At 42.3% G+C, this 20,240-nt stretch carries 12 protein-coding genes and 1 tRNA gene; 6 read left to right on the plus strand and 7 right to left on the minus strand.

Going from position 1 to position 20,240, the window contains the following annotated elements:
• Positions 1 to 54: 54 nt before the first annotated feature.
• Complete coding sequence (locus AAFN85_RS03540; protein ID WP_347525579.1) at positions 55 to 3,831, minus strand: SEC-C domain-containing protein; 3,777 nt, start codon at positions 3,829 to 3,831, stop codon at positions 55 to 57.
• Between the two features lie 261 nt (positions 3,832 to 4,092).
• Here AAFN85_RS03540 and AAFN85_RS03545 point away from each other — a divergent pair, with 261 nt between their 5' ends.
• Entirely contained in the window at positions 4,093 to 5,076 is a 984-nt protein-coding gene (locus AAFN85_RS03545) for a DUF4238 domain-containing protein (RefSeq protein WP_347525580.1), read from the plus strand.
• A 440-nt stretch (positions 5,077 to 5,516) separates the two neighbouring features.
• Here the strand turns inward: AAFN85_RS03545 and AAFN85_RS03550 are convergent.
• Positions 5,517 to 5,590, minus strand: a tRNA-Met gene (locus AAFN85_RS03550).
• 165 nt (positions 5,591 to 5,755) lie between these two features.
• On the opposite strand from AAFN85_RS03550, the gene AAFN85_RS03555 reads away from it, so the two are divergent.
• From AAFN85_RS03555 to AAFN85_RS03565, 3 genes are all read left to right on the plus strand, one after another.
• A complete protein-coding gene (locus AAFN85_RS03555; protein WP_347525581.1) occupies positions 5,756 to 6,136 on the plus strand; it encodes an START-like domain-containing protein in 381 nt (126 codons plus the stop codon).
• Positions 6,137 to 6,243: 107 nt separating this feature from the next.
• The gene (locus tag AAFN85_RS03560; protein ID WP_347525582.1) at positions 6,244 to 7,695 is read left to right on the plus strand and encodes an LptF/LptG family permease; all 1,452 of its coding nucleotides are present in this window, start codon (positions 6,244 to 6,246) and stop codon (positions 7,693 to 7,695) included.
• Between the two features lie 132 nt (positions 7,696 to 7,827).
• Positions 7,828 to 9,033: a bifunctional 3,4-dihydroxy-2-butanone-4-phosphate synthase/GTP cyclohydrolase II gene (locus AAFN85_RS03565; protein ID WP_347525583.1), complete on the plus strand. Its 1,206-nt coding sequence runs from the start codon at positions 7,828 to 7,830 to the stop codon at positions 9,031 to 9,033.
• A gap of 163 nt (positions 9,034 to 9,196) precedes the next feature.
• Here AAFN85_RS03565 and AAFN85_RS03570 read toward each other — a convergent pair whose 3' ends face one another.
• Positions 9,197 to 13,639: a translocation/assembly module TamB domain-containing protein gene (locus AAFN85_RS03570; RefSeq protein ID WP_347525584.1), complete on the minus strand. Its 4,443-nt coding sequence runs from the start codon at positions 13,637 to 13,639 to the stop codon at positions 9,197 to 9,199.
• 194 nt (positions 13,640 to 13,833) lie between these two features.
• Between AAFN85_RS03570 and tsaD the strand changes: the two genes are divergently transcribed.
• Both tsaD and AAFN85_RS03580 read left to right on the plus strand, forming a co-directional pair.
• Positions 13,834 to 14,835 (plus strand): tRNA (adenosine(37)-N6)-threonylcarbamoyltransferase complex transferase subunit TsaD, encoded by a 1,002-nt coding sequence (tsaD, locus tag AAFN85_RS03575; RefSeq protein ID WP_347525585.1) that lies wholly within the window; start codon positions 13,834 to 13,836, stop codon positions 14,833 to 14,835.
• 121 nt (positions 14,836 to 14,956) lie between these two features.
• Positions 14,957 to 15,142 (plus strand): hypothetical protein, encoded by a 186-nt coding sequence (locus tag AAFN85_RS03580; RefSeq protein WP_347525586.1) that lies wholly within the window; start codon positions 14,957 to 14,959, stop codon positions 15,140 to 15,142.
• A 196-nt stretch (positions 15,143 to 15,338) separates the two neighbouring features.
• On the opposite strand, the gene bshC is transcribed toward AAFN85_RS03580, so the two are convergent.
• The 4 genes from bshC to ftsY all read right to left on the minus strand — a co-directional run bounded on the left by bshC (position 15,339) and on the right by ftsY (position 20,036).
• Complete coding sequence (gene bshC / locus AAFN85_RS03585; RefSeq protein WP_347525587.1) at positions 15,339 to 16,955, minus strand: bacillithiol biosynthesis cysteine-adding enzyme BshC; 1,617 nt, start codon at positions 16,953 to 16,955, stop codon at positions 15,339 to 15,341.
• A 136-nt stretch (positions 16,956 to 17,091) separates the two neighbouring features.
• On the minus strand, positions 17,092 to 18,429 hold the full coding sequence (gene rimO, locus AAFN85_RS03590) for a 30S ribosomal protein S12 methylthiotransferase RimO (protein ID WP_347525588.1): 1,338 nt from the start codon (positions 18,427 to 18,429) through the stop codon (positions 17,092 to 17,094).
• A gap of 171 nt (positions 18,430 to 18,600) precedes the next feature.
• Positions 18,601 to 18,975, minus strand: a complete 375-nt coding sequence (locus AAFN85_RS03595; RefSeq protein ID WP_347525589.1) for a GxxExxY protein — start codon at positions 18,973 to 18,975, stop codon at positions 18,601 to 18,603.
• A gap of 95 nt (positions 18,976 to 19,070) precedes the next feature.
• Positions 19,071 to 20,036, minus strand: a complete 966-nt coding sequence (ftsY, locus tag AAFN85_RS03600) for a signal recognition particle-docking protein FtsY (RefSeq protein ID WP_347525590.1) — start codon at positions 20,034 to 20,036, stop codon at positions 19,071 to 19,073.
• Positions 20,037 to 20,240 lie beyond the last annotated feature (204 nt).

Raw genomic sequence — 20,240 nt, forward strand, 5'->3', positions numbered from 1 at the left:
TAAAGAAATATCATTTCCAGATGTAAGAATTTTACTCAATTAATTTCAATGACATCACCCCAAAGCCTTCTTTCCGTCCAGTTTTAATCGATGAAACGCAATGACCGGCAGCGGCACGCGTTCTTTAGCGATATAGGTCATCGGCATTTCTTCTGCGGCTATAACCAGTGAAACCACTTCGTAATCATCGGATGCCAATTTTAGAAATTGTTTTAATTTCTCGGGGTTAGCTTTTAAATATTCATCACGCTTGACATGCTTATTGATTTTTGCCTTCGCTGCCTGACCTTCGCGACCCAGGTAAAGATCAAGTTCATTTTTCATCTCGTGGATATTGCGCGCACCTACCAGATTTTTGCATTCAATCGAGTAAACCTTTTTCAGAGTATGATCTACGGCCATTACGTCAGTATCGCCATACTTTACTTCTGCCGGAATATGCCCACCGGGTTCTATTTTGACCTCATGCTCCACTACTTCCAGGTCAGTATGTGTTTTCAGCCAGTCTTTTACCTCATTTCGGTATGGGGTTCCTTTCTCATGATTGATCTTACCCATATAGGAATTCATTTCCTCGGAAGTATCTTCGGGAAGCTTTCCTGTGAATATCAGGAATAACAGGTTGTCAAAATAGGTTTTTAAATGACGGAAACCGAAATAGTATATAGATTCGCCACCTGCGCTTTCAAGTTTTACCAAAGGCCTTCGCAGATAGGATAAGTTGCGCCCAAAGCGCCACGGGAAAATATCTTTTGAACTATAGCCTTGGGGGAATACCCCGATGCCTGGTCTGGTAAGGAGAGTCATGATATCGACGGTTTTTTCAATAGTCGCATTGTCAAGCTCAGGTAATTCAGTTTTGAGTAAATTAAAAAGTTTATCAGATGTTAACTGGGCACAGGATTCTCCTTGCGTAAAACCATAATTAATCAGCACGCCTGCTATATCTGATATATTGGAGATGGTTACGCCAAATTCGGCCCTGAAAGCAGCATCCGCTTCTAATGATTTATCAGTGGCATCTGTTTTTTTTTCATAATTAACAACATATCTTTTCTCAAAACGCTCCATAAAGCCGGCAACAGTGCCGCTTGTGCGCGCCTTGGAATAGGGTATTAAAACATTTTCCTGAAAACCCTTTCCGGTTCCTATTCGCCCGGAAGGCAACAATCCCATTTCCGGATCATTCAGCCTCATTCGCATAGCTTCACTTAACGAACCCCAGTTCGTCAGTTCATCCACTAAAGCCAGCATTACATCTACATCTGCATAGTTTGGTAGTTTTTTGCCGGAGGGTGGTTTAGCTGCAACAAATTCAATCAGTGTACGAAGCGCGTGTGCGGTTGGTACTAATAACAGATCGTGTTTATTGATCTCTTCTACCTCCTTTTCAAAATCTGCAAAGCAGGCAACCTTCGCGGGAGTACGTATTTCCCTAATTTCCCGTGTATAGGTGCAGCGTTCATTCCATTTGATCAGCCATTTGACCAGATATTCCCCATCAAATTCGGCAATCCGGTTCGTAAGTTCTTTGATTACGCCCGTAACAATAGTATCGCACAGTTTGATTTTTTCTTCGATGCCGGTTATCTTTTCGGGTATATCATAACTATCCGGCAAATATCCGGTCAAATTATCCAGTACAAAAGAACTATCGGTTTCTTGAAAATAGTGCTCAGGAGGAAGGTTTCGTTCATCAAGTTCTACATTCGCCGATGCGTCTGTAAAGAGTATCATTTTGGCTGTGTCAGGTTGCATAACTGATTCTACCATCTGTTCTATGGATGCGGCGTTTAGATTGATTTCTTTGCCAGCGGCGTGGATATATTCAACCAGTCCGTTAAGCACTGCTTTAACCAGCATTTTTTCACCTGCATTGTCCGGCCTCGCCATCAGATAAATCAGATCGTAAGGTACCTGCAACTGTAATTTTGGGGGTTCTATGGCAAAAGAAATGTTGATCGCATCAGGCTCTACTGTCTTAACAAGAAATTCGCTGCCATTTAGCATTTGATCGTCAATCACTAATTCAACCTCAAACTGGACAAATCTAAGATCATTTAATGCTGCCGAAAGTTCTGGAGCAAGCCTGTATAACCAGAACATAATTGCCTCGCCTATTTCAGGGGCGAGAAGATCGCTGTTTTCTTGATAGTTGGTAACCCAGATTGGGATCTTAAAAACATCCAGCAACCGGCGGTATTCAGGAGACAGCTTGTTTTTATAAGCATAAATTGGAGCAAAATCCCGTTTACGGATTACATTAACGAATGCCCGTACATTTCCTTCGATCAGCAATTCAGCTGCATGTTCGTCACGCATCAGTTTAATCTCTTGTTTTAATTCAACATCATGACCAGGCAAGATCATGAGCATTGCTCCATCAGGGCGTGCGCTGTTACTGTCTGTCAGGCCGCCGTGGTTTTGTCTGTAAACAGCATAGAGATTAAGTAAGTTAAATAATGGCGGCATTTCATAACGGGAAACCGCAGCCTTAAATACCCCGGCAAATTTCCATAAGGTCAAAAAATCCGATTCCTTATCATAAGCTATGGTTGTTAATTCGCTCAAAGTAAAGAATAAGTGCCTGTCACCGTCCGTTAACTTCGGCATTGCAAAATATTCGCCATGACCCGTTTCTGATAAGATAGCAATGGTAAGAACTTCGTACCCAATTTCTGCCTCTAAAGACTTAAGGTATGATACCACTTCTTTATTTCGCTGGATTAAGGTTTCATTTATCGATTTATCTCTGCTGAAACCTGCCAGCGGAAGGAAACACAGATACCCCAGTTTTTGATTATCGAAACGCCAAACCGACTCCCTGATTAGCAGCGTTTCATCCTTTTTCGGTAGTTTGATATCGGTTAATTGCCAGCCAAGAAAATTTAACGCGTTACCTGCCCTGTAAAACTGCTCCTTATGTAAAAGTTGCATCAGGCGATCATGGCAGCCATATGCTTTAGCCTGATCGTACATACAATTTATGAGAGCACTGACCACCGTCGTCGGCATGAATAAACAGTAATCCTCATTTTCTTTTATTAAAGGCTTGACAGAAACAAGAGCATTTTCCGGATCATTTTGTGCCAATTTCGGGTCTTTTAGGTCAATTATAAATTGGTCGAGCGCTGTGAGTTCATACCCGTAAAGTCCTGCAATCTTTTCCATGAAGTCACGGTCAAACATGAAAACATTTGAAGATTTTATAAATTCATCAAAATCAGGAAGTGTCAGTTCGTCAGACATTTCCCCAAATTCGTAGCGTTCAAAGGCGAGATCCTCAGCTACCTGGTTACTCATGAAAAGCAGCAAACCGGCAGCGCTATAGACTGATTTTTTGTAGTCGTCCGGGAGATCATTCTCTCCGGTAAGGATAATCTCCAGCAACTCGTTCAATATTGTGGTACCATTACGATAAACACCTGGAAAAACAATTTGGTTACCATTGGCTGAGATCACATTTTCGGTAAACATATTCTCAGGCTCTTCGTCACCAAACCCGACACCTGCAGCTATGTTTTTACAAAGTTCCGGCCATGGCATAAAAGGTCGTTTATCATTTTCAGGCATATGACGCAGGACATCTGTCGCAATCATTTCCACGCTGAAATTGCGGCCATGATTTTCCGGCATTGTTTGCAAATAAGCCAAGAACCTCAATATCGGTAAGCCTCGAAATTTGTTAATGTAAGCGGAAAATTGAGGCGGCATAGCAATTTCCGCGGGTGCAGACGTTACTGGTAATGCTTCGTCATTGCTCCAATGACAATTTTTATATTTTTTGCCGCTCCCGCAAGGGCAAGGCTCGTTTCGTCCGGTTTTCGACATGTGAACTAAGGTAAATATTGATACAAAACCTTGACAAACACCATGCTAACAGGAGGTTTGCTGACAAGATGACTTGTTGCTGTCCGAGATTGCATTTGGCATACAACTTGTTCTGAGTGCAATGGCACAGTGGTGAAATTGGCATACACGCGGGGTTTTCAACCTCTTGCTTTAAAGCGTGCGGGTTCGAACCCCGCCTGAAAATATCACTCGAAAGAGTTCATTATATATAGCCCGAAAGGGCTTTTTTATTTACAAGCAATGAGTAACGACCAGGAAATAATTGATCAGCATTTCTTGCCCCAATGCTATATTAATGGATTCGTTAATGAATCAGGCGTTTTATATACATTAGACCTTAAGCTTTTTGCAGAGCGCGGAAAAGTACCCTATGCCAGGGAATCCACGCCAGCTAAAATCTGCAAGGACAAACACTTTTATACAGTTGATGAAAGGGCAAAAGTATATAACCTTGGTGGCGTTATTGACAAATATCAGGTGGAAAAAAGTTTCCATAATTATGAAAATAACTTCCGGCAGTTAATTGCAAAGATTACGACAGGCGCGCCCTTAACTTATAATGAAGCCAGCAGTTTGATACGTATTATCATTGATCTCAAATACAGGAATAAATTTTACAGGGATAAAATGATTGAGCCGAGGCAGGGCAGGGTTATTGAGGAAGCCTTTGTAGAGTTGCAATCTTCATTCGATAACGATCCGGCTTTTCGGGCCAAATATGAAGGTATTACGCCACAAGAATGGGCGGCTGTTAATCAACAGGTGCGTGACCAATTATTAAATGATCCGGATTTCAAAAAGAGTGCCCATCTTTCTTCGCTCGTTAACAGAGAGGACGGCTACGAAGCCTTACTGCAATCCCTCATACCAAAATTGTTGGCCTGTGCCTGGGTCGTGCTTAAGTCCGATGGGCAGTTTATCAGCAATGATAATCCTGGTTGCTCATTAGATAGCAATACAAAAGTGAATAACACTTATTTCGATAAGGATTTTTTGTTCGTGATACCATTAAGCGCGTCTGTTTGTTTGACAATTTCTGACGCCCAGCAGGACATTTCATTTATAAATGACCAACATTTTAAAAGATACCCTGTGGTCGATGCTCCACAAAATATGATTGAGATGTCGAACAGTTTTGCTGTAAAAAACTTTAATAAAATTGCTTTTGGTCCAGTAAAAACTTTGCTTGATGATCTTGCAAAAAATTTGAGAATTGAAAATTAATTGAATCCAGAGAGCGAAGAAGTCGTAAAACTAACAAGACAAACGTAACATTAAGCAAAGCTATTTTTTGACGTTGAAAAGGCATCAAAAAATAGCTTTTTTATGTTTGAAAGGATATTCCTATCTTTAAGTAAGCCAAAGGAAAAGTTAAAAATCGTTAACAATACGTTAACAGAAAAAAGAAAGGCAGTTACGATTTAATGTAACTGCCTGATTCTTAGGTAGCGGGCGCAGGACTCGAACCTACGACCTTCGGGTTATGAGCCCGAAATAATGTTATTTCTTTACCAACCAATCATTGATTTTTTGTATTTTTATATAGTGCCGGAAGGGATATCGGCAATCGTTAATTAACTTCATGCAGGCCCAATGTGTATTAACATTGTATGACCAAAAACAACGAAGGCAGTCACAATTTCATGTAACTGCCTTGTTATCAGTAGCGGGGAGCAGGATCGAACTGCCGACCTTAGGGTTATGAATCCTACGCTCTAACCATCTGAGCTACCCCGCCGTTTTTAGTTATCTTCCTCTTTTTGTGGTTATTTAAAAAGAGTGGCTTCGTTGTAAAACAAGTGGCCGTCCCTAAAAAGGTTTGCAAATATAGTAGAAATTCGTTTTCTTTAGAAAAAATGTTACAAAATTTAGTACTGACCTGCTTTTTATAGTATAAACCCAAATGTCCGAAAAGAAAAAATTTACCATTGAGTACGAGATCAAGTCATCTCCACGTATCCTATTTACATTCTTAAGCGAGCCTAACGGCTTGTCTCAATGGTTTGCAGATGAGGTTAATTACCGGGACCACGTTTATACTTTTACCTGGGATGATGAGTCGCAAAAGGCCAAGCTTTGCTCCGTTAAAGAGAATAAATCCGTGCGTTTTAAATGGCTTGATGATGATGCCCAGTATTATTTTGAAATGGAAATTATACAGGATGAGCTTACCAACGATGTAGCCCTTGCCGTTACCGATTTTGCCACCGAAGATACCATTACCGAACGTAAACAGATCTGGGATAACTCTATCGATTACCTTATAAGCGTATTAGGGGCCTGATAAAACTTTATTTTAGCTAATTTTGTACGCCAAACCATGGTTTGCACGTTAATGGGTTTAACTGTGCATAAGCCTTGCTTTGACCCGGTTAATTACAAATAGCATTAATGAAAAAGATCCACCTTCTGCTCCTTAAATCATTTATAAGGCCTTTTTTGGTTACCCTTTTCATTGTGATGTTTGTGCTGCTCATGTTGTTTTTGTTTAAATACATTGATGATTTGATTGGCAAGGGCTTTGCCTGGTACACTATCCTGGAGTTGATGATGTACAATTCGGCAACCAACGTGGCTATGGCACTACCGCTTTCGGTGCTGCTCTCGTCTATCATGACCTACGGTTCCCTCGGCGAAAATTACGAGCTGGTAGCCATTAAAGCGGCTGGTATCTCTTTACGCAGGGCAATGTACCCAATGATAGTAGTGGTTACTATATTAAGCATGGCCGCTTTCTTCTTTTCGGATTATATGTTGCCGGTGGCCAACCTTAAATATTTTTCGTTACTATATGATGCCCGCAAACAAAAATCGGCCGATCTGCTGCCCGAAGGAGTGTTTAGTGCCAGTTTTCCAGGTTATACCATCCGCGTAAAGCGTAAAGATCCTGATGGCCAGCGATTGTATGATCTCATGATCTACTCTAAAACGCCCAATGATAACAATACCATTGTAACCTTAGCCCGTGAAGCCACCATGTTTCGTACCATGGGCGATAAATACCTGGTTATTCACCTCAAAGATGGTGTGCGGTACGAGGAGGCTCCCGGCCAAAACGCAAGTTACAATACCCGGCAAATGCTATATCGCCAGCGGTTTAAAGAAACTGAACTTAAATTCGATCTTTCCGCTTTTAAAATTGCCCGTACCGATGAGAACGAGTTTAAAACGGCGTCGCAAATGATGGATATCAGGCAGCTTACCCATCATATCGATTCGGCACAGCATTCGGTAGATAGTGTTGCGGCTGCTAACTATAAAATGGTTGCAGGCTACATTAAATATTATTCTATCCCGGCAAAATCAAAAGCCATTAAGCAGCCTATAGCTTATGATGCTAACAAGGGCTCATTACAGGGACTGAAAACACCCGAGCAGCAAATGGCGCTTAGTACGGCCTCGTCAGAAGTGCGGTCCATTAAAGATTTTATTAAAAACAGGGCCGAGATGTACCGGAATGATTCGGAAAGTATCCGCCGTTATTTTGTGGAGTATCAGAAAAAGTATAACCTTTCTGTAGCCTGTTTGGTGTTGTTTTTAATTGGGGCGCCGCTTGGTTCTATTATTCGTAAGGGTGGTTTAGGTTTGCCTGTGGTGGTATCGGTAGTGTTTTTCCTTATTTACTATATTATTACTACTATTGGCGAAAAGGCGGTAAAAGGCGGCGAGATCAATATTTACCTTGGTATGTGGATCTCTATCATCACGCTATTGCCTATCGGTTTGTTTTTGAGTTATAAAGCAGCTACAGATTCGGCCTTGTTTGATATGGAATTGTACAAGCGCTTTATAAACCGTATGGTGCAAAAGTTTAAGCCCAAAGCAACCCGCCACCTGCGTTAACAGTATTTGTTAAAAGGTTGCATATTATCGATAGTCCATCATTTTACACAAAGCCGACCCAACTGATGCTATTAAGCTTTAAATTTGATTAAGATTAATTGGCGTTGAAGGGCGCCATCCAAAAAGTATATAATGTTAAACACCATACAAGAGGCGATCGACGAACTGAAAGCCGGTAAAACCATCATTGTTGTTGATGATGAGGATCGCGAAAATGAGGGCGATTTTTTAACCTCTGCCCGCAATGGTACTCCCGAAACTATCAACTTTATGGTTAAGCATGGCCGCGGCCTTGTTTGCGCGCCAATTACTGCCGAGAGGGCAAAACAACTTGATTTGTTGCCTATGGTAAGCCGTAACACCACCTCGCACGAAACTAATTTTACTGTTTCGGTTGATTTGCTGGGTCATGGATGTACTACAGGTATTTCGGCTTCAGACAGGTCGAAAACTACACTGGCATTGATCGATCCGGCTATCAGGCCGGAAGATCTTGGTCGCCCGGGGCATATTTTCCCTTTGATAGCTAAAGATGGCGGTGTATTGCGCCGTGCAGGCCATACCGAAGCTGCTATTGACCTGGCTGTATTGGCAGGACATGAACCTGCCGGTGTGATCTGTGAAATTATGAAGGAAGACGGCGAAATGGCCCGCCTGCCCGATCTGTTGCAGATAGCCAAAGATTTCGACCTAAAGATAATTTCTATAAAAGACCTGATCGCCTATCGCCTCGAACACGAATCGATGGTGAAACGTGAGGTGGCTGTTAAAATGCCTACCGAATGGGGTGATTTTGATATGATAGCCTATACTCAACTGGATACCGGCGAAAACCACCTTGCCCTTGTTAAAGGTGCCTGGGAGCCGGGTGAAGCAGTTTTGGTGCGCGTGCATAGTTCATGTATGACGGGAGATATTTTTGGCTCCTGCCGTTGCGATTGTGGTCCACAGCTACACAAGGCTATGGAGATGATCAGCAAAGAAGGTAAAGGTGCCATTGTGTACATGAACCAGGAAGGCCGTGGTATTGGTATTATCAATAAACTGCGTGCTTATCAATTGCAGGAAAAGGGTTATGATACTGTTGATGCCAACCTGAAATTGGGCTTCCCAATGGATCAACGTGATTACGGTATCGGCGCGCAAATTCTGCGCGATCTGGGTATTACCAAAATGCGGTTGATGAGCAACAACCCTAAAAAACGTGCCGGCCTTATTGGTTATGGTTTAGAGGTGGTTGAGAACGTACCTATCGAAATTGCATCAAATCCGCATAATGAAGCTTACCTGCGTACCAAACGCGATAGGATGGACCACGCTATTATGCGCGATCATTAATACTTGAACAGCCAGACTTACGAAGTTTTTAAAACTTCGTAAGTCTTCAATATCTCTCAAAACGTCATTGCGAGGCACGAAGCAATCCCCGATTAGCAGGTTCGCCCTGTATAGTTTGGGATTGCTTCGTACCTCGTAATGACGTTTTTTATTGCACTATATCTTACTGATCCTCATCCTCATCAGGCTTCACTGCCGGGCTTGAGGTATTGCCATTTGGCACAGGGTTTGGAGTAACCGGAGTAGTTTTACGTTTGCTTTGCCTGAAAAGATTGCGGATAAACTCGCCAAACGTGTCAAAATCGCGCTGGTACACCAAACCAAAACCGTTTACATATTGAGTGAGCGATGCATCGGTTAAGCTACTTAAGGTAACGTTATTTAATGCGCGGTATGAGTACCGTGCAGTGAGGTTACCATCGCGGCGAATTTTATACAGTACCTCAAAATCCCGCGTTAGCGTATTAAATTTTTGATTAAACAGGTTATTGCTATTGTTATTAAACAAATCGTTCGATCCGTTATTGCTGTACAAGCTACCGCTAAATGATAATCGATTATCATAAAACCGTGCAGCCACACTGGCATCACTAAACGAGCGGATGTTTAAATCGAAGTTGCGGATATTTGACTGCGCTATCAGGTTGTTCAGTTTATTAAACGCGAACTCACTTGCTGCTTCGCCGGCTGTTCCTATTACCTGGTTGGTTAAATCGTTGCTGTTGGCCGTAAAGTTACGGCGAACAATGATACTGATGGCTTGCTGACTACGGTTATTGGCATCGGCAAGATAGGTGGCAAGGTCGTCTTTAACAGATGGGTCTGTAGGGAAATTAAAGTCGAAATCAATTGTTGGTTGCAAGAGCGATTTGGTAAGGATCAGCTCGGCCTGTACCAGTGTTTGCTGACTGGCCGAAGGTGCCTGTAAACCCGCCGCCGCGTACAGCGGAGCTTTGGTAGTACGTACTTCATATAATGCACGGAGGTTGATCTCTGCATTTGATGGGTTACCTGTCCATCTGATGGTACCGCCCTGGCTTACCGTAAAGTTTTTGCTGATAAAGTTTTTGGCAGTAAATTCAAACTTACCCGACGATATCAGGTAATCACCATACATTTCAAAATCACCAAGACTGTTTATATTAAGTTTTAGGTTCCGGGCTACGCCGCTACCTTCCAACCGGCCGTAATCTGTTGCAATACGTACTATAGTTTGTTCGTCGGCACTCAAATCAAAATTAAGCGTAACGCCGTTAAATGCCTTTGTTTTAGGTGCAACCTTGGCGGTATCACTATGGCTAACAAAAGTTATAAAATCGTAATCACTTGCTGTTGATGAGGTATTAAGCGGGATGTTAAAAATGGTACCCGCGTTGGTGCTGGCTGTGATATCAATTTTCATGTTATCAACAGGGCCTTTAAAGCTAAATGTTCCTGTACCGTAAGCAGTACCGTAATACAGGTGATTATCCTTAAATGTAGTATTTAGGGCCATCAGGTTTTCTGCTTTCAGGGTAACATCAATATCCGGGTTGGATAGGTTGTTTAAATTTACCGTACCATTGGCCGTGCCCGTTCCCTTCTTAATATCGTGTAGCACCACATCTTTAAGCGTGATGGTACTGTTATTAACATCAAGCCTGTTATTAATGGTATAGGCTGTTTTTAGGTAGTTAACTGTAAGGCCCGTATTAACCAAAGTTAGGTTACCGTTAAGCTGGGGGTTGGAGAGCTTGCCTGTAAGTTTCAGATCTGTAGAGATATGGCCTTTTAAGTTTGATACCAGATCTTTCACAAAAGGCTCAAATATAATAGCCTCGGTCTGGTTCATTTTTACGTTGAAATCAAGGTTGTTATCAACGCTATCGCGGGCAAAGTAGTACGAACCGCCAATGTTCATGGTTTCCAGGCCACGGTTAATGATATTCATGTTGATATCGGCCTGCTTGCGGTCGTTACCCAGGGTTGAGGTCAATTTCACATTGCCCACCAGGGTTTTGTTCATGGTAAGCGAATCGATGGTGAGGTGCGAATCAACCCCTGGCGATTTTAATACCGATGTTGCCTTGATATCCCCGTTAAGGTATCCGTTTAAAAATATGCCCGATGTTTTGGTGAGCTGATTGAGCGTGCGCATATTAAACTTCTCGAAGGTAAGCTTCAATTCATCGGCAGGATTATCAGATATAAAGCCATCGATAAATACTTTTTGCAAACCGTTTGAAAGTTCAAAGCCCGATACCTGCGTTTTACCATCCAACAGGCGGATGCGTACCTTATCTTCTATTTTCCATTTCTCTTTTTCCAGTATCACATCTGATGGAAGGAGTGCAAGCTTAGCGGTTGTATCGCGGCCAAACTCAACAAGGCCGTATAAATCCAGCTGGTTCACGGCGTTTTTATCCGATAGTTTTATGTTGAAGTTGAGGCTGTCGTGCTTTAAAAAGTTACTGATGTTGATATCCTTGATAAACAGGCTATCTGTCAGATCGATCTTCTTAAGTGAAAGGTTAAGCCCAAGCATATCATCCGAGGTGCTTTCATCAAGGATAATATCATGAAATACCGTTTTGCCATATTTAAGCGTTTTGATATAGCCCGATAGGGTGGCGGTTTTTTGATCCGAATCGAACTGGCCCACTAAGTTACCCTGGTCCGGAATTTTAATATCGGGCGCAAACACAGCCAAAAGCGGATCCAAGTTTTTAAGCGTTAGGTTAAAATCAAACTTTTCGGGCTTTGGCTCAACTATAGTTGTATTGATAGACGGGATGTACTTTTTAACAATGGTTTTAAAGTACGATGGCAAGGTGGCAAGGTCGTACTTGCCTTTAATACCCCCATCAGCAAAATCCGATCGTAGGGTAATAGCCCGGTTAGTACCTTGACCAGCTGCCGATAAGTATAACGAATCGACCACATAATTGTGCGATGAGTTAACTATCCGCGCCGGCGAAAACAAAATTTCACCTTCCAGATCATGTAGGTCATTTCCCCTGAATTTGGTTTTGAGCTGGGTACTAATGCTCAAGGTATCTTTACTGAAGCCAAGTTTGTTCAGGTTAGCTTCCTTGATATCGGCTGCCAGATCATAAGTTGGCAAGGCCAGTTTGAGGTTCACTTTTCCTTTCAGGTCGAGCTTAATATTCCTGTCGTTTACAGTGATATGGGCATCTGCCAGTTGTTTAATAAAGGTGCCTTTTACCGTGAGGTTATTATAGGTGTATTTATTGTAGGTAACGTTGGCTATTTTGGCATCTACATCTTCAACCAAATTTTTTATTTCGTCGCCACTGCCTTTTATGTTGGCAGTAAAGGTAGCCCGATCCAGATCGCTTTCATCAATTAAAGTACCCAGATCAAAAGCATAAGCATTAACACGGCCGCTATAGCTCGGGCGGTCATTTTTATTAATTTTTAGGTTGATATCTGAATCGAACCTACCAAGCGCGGTTTTGAATACGCCGTAAGCCACAAAATCGTTTTGCGAACCGGTAAACCTGCCGCTAAAATTGAAGTTGCCGAACTTAGAAACAATAGCAGGGGCTTTATTGGTAGCATTGCCCGAAAAGCGCCCGATCAGATAATCCAGATCTTTTTTGTTAGATGCCACTTGGTCAAACTTCAGCTCGAGGAAGGCGTTATCCCAATCGGTAAGGTTATGGAGTTTGAAATCGCCTTTCAAGAATGTTGCCTGCCCGCCGGTAATGGTAACGTGTTTGGCGTTAAGGTTGTTTACAATGCCTTTAGCCTGTCCATCTATCCCCAGGTCAAAACTCACTTTCTCCAGCGCGCTGGTAAAGTAGGCAATATCTGACGATGAAATGCGCGACGATTTAAAGTTGGCATCCATATGTACCTTGTTCTCAAAATCGTCAAAATCATCAAATGATTTAAATTTCATCCAGAAAAAATCTTTAAGATCAGAGCGTGGAGTTTGAATCGCCAGGCGCTGTAGTTTGATCTGGTTGGTATCGATAGTGGCGTTTGATGAAAAATGCTTTACCGTAAAGCCGCTTTTTTCGTGCAGGCTAAGGCTTTGGATATCGCCCTTAAACAGGTGGTTTTTAATATCCATTCCCTGTATAACGGTGCTAAAATGCTGCACATCCAGATCGTTAAAATTAACGCCTGCCATTACGGTATCGCGCAGGTGGTTTTTGTAACGGAAGTGGAAGTTGCTGATCGCTATCCTGTCAAAGTTTAATGTCCATGGCTTGCTCTCCGGGGTTTTGGTGGTATCGCCCGAGTTAAAGTAATCGATAATAAACTTGAGGTTGGTAGTGCTATCTTTTTGTTTTTTCAGGTAGAACGAACCATTATCCAGCTCAATATTTTCGAAGTTGATGGTGCGTTTCTTGATACTGCTGAACAGGTAAAAATCCTTAATATCAACAGCAAGTTTGGGGGTGTTTAAAATGGTATCCTTTTGTTTATCGATAATATAAAGCCCCTCTATAACCACCGAACTAAACGGGCGAATGTACAGGCTGCTGATGCCAACCTTGGTATGCAATTCGCCGGCCAGGTAGTCTGCCGCTTTTTTTGCGACCCAGGTTTGTACCGGTTTAAACTGAAATGTGAGTAAAAGTATGCTCAGTGTCAATAAAATGAACAATACCAGCCCGAGGAATATATTGAGTACTTTTTTAATAACTTTGCGGTTTAATTAGCGAATTAATGAATTAATGATTTAGCGAATTAAATACTATCCCTTTACAATTTTACAGGGAGATAGTTTGCCGCTAATTGATAAATCACTAATTCACTAACTCAATAAATCAATAATTAATATAAAACGTGCCCGTAATATTAGCAATCGAATCATCATGTGATGAAACCTCGGCTTCGGTTTGTGTTGATGGAGCGATTTTGAGCAATGTTATTGCCAATCAAACCATCCACGAAGCTTACGGAGGTGTTGTACCCGAGCTGGCCTCGAGGGTTCATCAACAAAATATTGTTCCGGCTGTGCAACAGGCATTAGCGAAGGCAAAAGTAAGCAAAAATGATATTGATGCGGTAGCTTTTACACGCGGGCCGGGACTTTTAGGTTCACTTTTAGTAGGCGTATCATTTGCCAAGGCTTTCGCGCTGGCCAAACAGATCCCGCTGATAGAAATTAACCACATGCAGGCCCATATTCTGGCACATTTTATTGCCGAGAAAAAGCCTTCGTTCCCTTTCCTGTGTTTAACTGTATCTGGAGGCCACACCCAGATTGTGCTGGTAAAAGATTATTTTGATATGGAGATAGTAGGCCAAACGCTCGACGACGCGGCCGGTGAAGCCATGGATAAAACCAGCAAAATTTTAGGCCTGCCTTACCCCGGCGGACCGCTCATTGATAAATATGCGCGCCAGGGAAACCCCGATGCATACCAGTTCCCGGAACCGCAGATCCCCGGTTATGATTTCAGCTTTAGCGGCTTAAAAACTTCTATCCTGTATTTTATTCGCGATAACGTAGCTAAAAATCCGGATTTTATTGAGCAGAACCTGCCTGATATTTGTGCTTCGGTAGAGAAACGGATAGCTACCATACTGCTTAACAAACTGCAAAAAGCAGCTAAAGCTTATGGTATAAAGGACGTAGCTTTGGCGGGAGGTGTATCGGCCAATACCGGCTTGAGGTTAGCCCTACAGGAGATGGCCGAAAAGAACGGCTGGAACAGTTTTATTCCTAAAATGGAATACTGTACTGATAACGCAGCTATGATCGCTATAGCAGGCTATCACAAGTACCTTAAGGGAGAATTTGTAGGGCAGGATGTATCGCCAATGGCGAGGATGGCATTTTAAAGCAATTAGTGATTTAGTGAGGTATTGAATTAGTGAATTTTCAAAGGCAATATGTTCTTTAAAGATTCACCAATCAACAGAAATCGCTAACTCACTAATTCAATAATTCACTAATTAACATATGAACGCAGCAGGATATATTTTTTACATCATTTTTGTTATACCGCTTATTGCCGCTATGGCCTGGCTTATCCGCCAGGATAAAAAGAAAGGCAAAGTAGGGCTTCTGGTACTTGCCGCATTGGTTGTTGGCGTATTGATATACGTGTACCTTAAACGCGATGCTTTGAATGGCGTGAGGCCGTAAATATCTTACGTTATAGCCTAAAAGTCGTCATTGCGAGGTACGAAGCAATCGCGAACTGTGCAGGGCTGACCTGCTAATCGGGGATTATTAATAATTATAATTTGTTTTTATAGGTATTAATGAGCTCCCTTCGGTCGGTTGTCTTCGTACCTCGCAATGACGTGGTAGTGAAAGCTGTGGGCTTTAAATAACCTTTTTACTTCTCCGTAAGCACCGTAAACTTAAAATCAAGCGGCTCAAACAGGCGGATCAGTTCATCAATAAAAACCTGTCCCCATTTTACATACATCAGGCCGAAGTTTTCAGATCGTTCTTGTAAGCTATCTTTAGGAAATAATTCCGCTTTTACCGTGATGAGTTGCTCAAGGCGCACACTGTAATTGCGTTTTTCGGCCTTAACTAATTTCTTCTCCAGGTTATCCATCGCTTTTTTGAGCCTTACCTGCACGGCTGTGGCAGACGGCGATAGGGTAGGGTCGATCTTGTAGGCGCGGAGCTTTATTTTTTCGAACAGGCTTTCCATTTCATACCATTCTTCGGCGATGCTGAGGTTATGTTCGCTGTGTTTTTTGATCCAGTAGCTTTGCAGGGCGTCGCTTTGCTTAAACAGGTCGATGGCTTTTAAGTCCATCCGTTCCACTTTGGCGGCTTGCTCTTTTTTGATTACCAAGGCCGAATTACGGAGTATGAGGATTGGGTAATCAATTTTATAATGATCAAAGTTCGATTTTAGTTCCAGCCAGTAAACCACTTCGGCACCACCACCTATGTAGGCTATATTGGGTAGGATGCACTCTTGATACAATGGGCGCATTACCACATTAGGGCTAAAGCGTTCTGGGTATTCTGCTATCTCAGCTTTCAGCTCGGCTTCGGTAAAACGGATCTCGGTATTCAAAACATGATAGCTATCGTTTTCAAAAACGATACGTTCGCGCAAATGCTCTTTTAAATAAAAGAAATTGATCTCGCGCGGGTTAACCTGAATGTGCACTCCAAGTTCATGAAGCTTATGGTTAGTTTCGGTAATGTTTTTAAAACTATGCTGACCGATAATATCCTGCTCAATTATCGGAGCGAACTCTTTTTTAAACTCATGGTCATCAGCATCAATAATTACTAAACCATATTGGCCAAACAACGAGTTAACCAGGTAACGGGTAGCATCGGCCAGTTTATCAAATTTAGTGTAGGCAGTTTCGACAATTTCGGCCAGATCTGTAGCATGGCCTTCCATTCCCAACACGCCTTTGTATTGGTTAAGTGCCTGGCGAATACTTACCGGGTCGATGCGGCCGGTAGCGCCCGAGGCCTCGTACCACCAATGTACCTTTTTACCGCCGATGTTGGTGTAGTTGATCTCGGCAAAATCATGATCTTCGCTGGCCATCCAATACACCGGTACAAAGTTTTTATCGGGATGGGCAGCTTTAAGTTGCTGAGTCAGCTTGATGGCGGTAGCTATTTTATAAAGGAAATACAATGGCCCCGCGAAAATATTTAACTGGTGACCGGTTGTAATGGTATAAGTATTATCCTGTTTTAAAAGCTCCAGGTTTTGTGCTGTAAGCTCGGTAGAATAGGAGCATAACTTATCCGCTTCCTTACCTAAACACTCGTATTGCTTGGTTAAAACACGCACCAGTACCTCACGATCTGCAACTACCTTTTTGTTTTTCAAAAACTCGGCGAAGCCTGCCATATCGGGGCGGTAGCCATAAAAAGGTTGCAGTTCGGGTTTGTTGTCGATATACTCGGCAACTGTGTTGGAGAAAAAACCGGTGTCTTTATAACTTATGCAGGAAGCGTCCATTTTTTAATTTCAGATTTGGGATGTTTCGTCCTGGATTTCGACCTAAAACAAAACACCAGCAAATAAATATTTAATTGCTGGTGTCGAAATTAGATTATATATCGCAGATCGCTCAACAGCAGGCTGCAAATTACTATTATTTTACAATTTGTCCATAAAGGTCAAAGTCCTCGGCGCTGTTAATCTGCACGTTAACAAAGCTGCCAATGGTAGCGTAATCAATGCTGGCATCAATTAAAACCTCGTTATCCACCTCGGGCGAATCAAATTCGGTACGACCAACAAAGTAATCGCCGTCTTTTTTATCAACCAGTACTTTATAAGTGTTACCCACTTTCTCCTGGTTTTTATCAAACGAAATACCTTGCTGAATTTCCATAATGGCATCGGCTCGTTCCTGTTTTACTTCTTCAGGTACGTCATCCACTAAGCTATGCGCATGTGTTTTTTCTTCGTGCGAGTAGGTAAAGCAGCCCAAACGATCAAACTTGGTATCCTCAACCCATTGCGCCATTTCTTCAAAATCCTGCTGGGTTTCGCCCGGGTAGCCGGTGATGAGCGTAGTACGCATGGCAATGCCCGGTACACGGTCACGGATCTCGTTTACAATGTCGATGGTTTTTTGCTTGGTGATACCGCGGCGCATCGATTTCAGCATATTATCGGTAATGTGCTGCAACGGCATATCCAGGTATTTGCAAATGTTTTCGCGCTCGTTCATCACATCCAGAATTTCCATCGGGAAACCTGAAGGATAGGCGTACTGTAACCTGATCCACTCGATGCCGTTCACATCAGATAAGCGGCGAAGCAGATCATCCAGGTTACGTTTGCCATACAGATCAAGGCCGTAATAGGTCAGATCCTGAGCGATCAGGATCAACTCTCTAGTTCCGTTTTTAGCCAGTTTCTTAGCATCCTCCACCAATTGCTCCATCGGCGAGCTCAGGTGTTTGCCACGCATCAACGGGATAGCGCAGAATGAACACGGACGGTTACAGCCTTCGGCAATTTTAAAATAAGCAAAGTGTGAAGGGGTGGTTAACAAACGCTCACCTATCAATTCGTGCTTGTAATTGGCACCTACAGTAGCCAACAGGTTTTGCAGATCGTTTGTGCCGAAGTAGGCATCAACATTGGTGATCTCGGCTTCAAGCTCGGGTTTGTAACGCTCGCTTAAGCAACCGGTTACAATTACCTTGCCTACTTTGCCCTGCTCTTTAAGCTCGCTGTATTGCAGAATGGTATCTATCGATTCCTGCTTGGCATTATCAATAAAGCCGCAGGTATTAATTACTATAATATCATTTTTGCCTACTTTCTCGGCCTCATGCACCACATCAAACTGGTTGCCCTTCAGCTGGCCCATCAATATCTCCGAATCGTAGATGTTTTTTGAGCAGCCTAACGTAACCACGTTTACACGGGGTTTGGCTTGTTTTGCCGAAGGGCGTGAAATTTCCTTTGTCTTCATTATTTTTTTCTGGGATTACATTTTCTAAGGTTATACCGATTTCGAAAATGATTTCACCGATTTATTTTATTTTTTTGGATTACACCGATTATTTTATGATTACACCGATTTTTTTTTGGGTGATTTCATGGATTATTTTTCGGTGATTTTGCTTGTTTTAGAAATTGATTCTTAAACGGTTATCCTTTTTATTTCACAACTTGAATTGCCAAAGTTAATTAACAATCCTGTTTTAATTTTACTTGCTTTGAGATATGACAATACCTGGTTGGTAAATAGCGCGGGCATAATTCCCGTAACTGATTTAAGTTCAACTATTACTACGTTATCAACAAACAGATCACATCTAAACTTGCCTACATATTGATCTTTAAAGAAAACATTAAATTCCTTTTCAGCCTCAAAAGTCAGGCCTTGTGATGTAAGTTGATATTGTAACGCGTTTGAATAAATTTTTTCATTAAATCCGGGACCTAACAATCTATGCACCTCATAACAACACCCAATTATCTTTGCAGTAAGCGGATCATTTTCAAACTTTCCCATCAAAAATCAAAAAAGAATCAATCTACAACTACAAAGGAATCGGTGTAATCATAAAATAATCAGTGTAATCCCAGAAATAAAAAACGCTACCTGTATTATTGTTTAAACAACGAATCAACAAACGCCTGCCTGTCAAACAGCTGCAGGTGATCTACTCCTTCGCCAACACCTATATATTTTACCGGGATCTTAAACTGATCCGAAATACCGATTACCACACCACCCTTAGCCGTACCATCAAGTTTGGTTAACGCCAAAGCATTTACGTTGGTAGCCTCGGTAAACTGCTTGCATTGCTCAATAGCGTTTTGCCCGGTAGATGCATCCAGTACCAGCAGTATCTCGTGCGGGGCACCGGGAATCACCTTTTGCATTACGTTTTTGATCTTGGTAAGCTCGTTCATCAGGCCAACCTTATTATGCAAACGGCCAGCCGTATCTATAATAACCACATCATCCTCATTGGCCACTGCCGAACGCAAGGTATCGTAAGCAACGGAAGCCGGGTCTGACCCCATGGCCTGAGCTACTACTTTTACGCCAACACGCTCACCCCAAAGTTTGATCTGGTCAACAGCGGCGGCGCGGAAGGTATCGGCAGCGCCTAATACTACTTTATTGCCTGCCTGCTTCAATTTGTGGGCAAGTTTGCCAATTGTAGTTGTTTTACCTACGCCGTTTACGCCTACCACCATAATTACATATGGTTTATGGTCGCCGTATTCAAAATTGCGGAAATCGTTGCTGTTGTTTTCGGCAAGCAGCTGTTGGATTTCGTCTTTCAGCAGCGTGTTCAGCTCGTTGGTGCTTACGTATTTATCGCGGGCAACACGGGCCTGGATGCGGTCGATGATCTTGAGGGTGGTGCTTACACCAACATCCGAGGTTACCAGGATCTCTTCCAGCTCATCAAGCACATCATCATCAACGGTTGATTTACCGGCGATGGCTTTGGTGATCTTTGAAAAAAAGTTATCCTTGGTTTTTTCCAAACCGGTATCAAGCGCCTGCTGGTCTTGCTGCGTGTTTTCCTTTTTCTTAAAAAAATCAAATAATCCCATGTTCGTTGATATGCAAATGTGCTAATTTCAGATGTGCAGATTGTTTGTTCAATGTACTAATTTCAATATTCAAATATGTTGCCACATTAAATCATCTCTCTTCATCTGCACATTTGCACATCTGAAATTTGCACATCCAATTTCATTCAACAAAAAAAGCCCTCTCGTTAAAACAAGACGGCTTTAATATTTTAATCAAAAGAT

The organism is Mucilaginibacter sp. CAU 1740 (genome assembly GCF_039839285.1).
Taxonomy (GTDB): Bacteria; Bacteroidota; Bacteroidia; order Sphingobacteriales; family Sphingobacteriaceae; genus Mucilaginibacter.

Coding starts and splice junctions, on each gene's coding strand:
- AAFN85_RS03540 (WP_347525579.1), bottom strand. CDS start 3,831: ATGTCGAAAACCGGACGAAACGAGCCTTGCCCTTGCGGGAGCGGCAAA.
- AAFN85_RS03545 (WP_347525580.1), top strand. CDS start 4,093: ATGAGTAACGACCAGGAAATAATTGATCAGCATTTCTTGCCCCAATGC.
- AAFN85_RS03555 (WP_347525581.1), top strand. CDS start 5,756: ATGTCCGAAAAGAAAAAATTTACCATTGAGTACGAGATCAAGTCATCT.
- AAFN85_RS03560 (WP_347525582.1), top strand. CDS start 6,244: ATGAAAAAGATCCACCTTCTGCTCCTTAAATCATTTATAAGGCCTTTT.
- AAFN85_RS03565 (WP_347525583.1), top strand. CDS start 7,828: ATGTTAAACACCATACAAGAGGCGATCGACGAACTGAAAGCCGGTAAA.
- AAFN85_RS03580 (WP_347525586.1), top strand. CDS start 14,957: ATGAACGCAGCAGGATATATTTTTTACATCATTTTTGTTATACCGCTT.
- bshC (WP_347525587.1), bottom strand. CDS start 16,955: ATGGACGCTTCCTGCATAAGTTATAAAGACACCGGTTTTTTCTCCAAC.
- rimO (WP_347525588.1), bottom strand. CDS start 18,429: ATGAAGACAAAGGAAATTTCACGCCCTTCGGCAAAACAAGCCAAACCC.
- AAFN85_RS03595 (WP_347525589.1), bottom strand. CDS start 18,975: ATGGGAAAGTTTGAAAATGATCCGCTTACTGCAAAGATAATTGGGTGT.
- ftsY (WP_347525590.1), bottom strand. CDS start 20,036: ATGGGATTATTTGATTTTTTTAAGAAAAAGGAAAACACGCAGCAAGAC.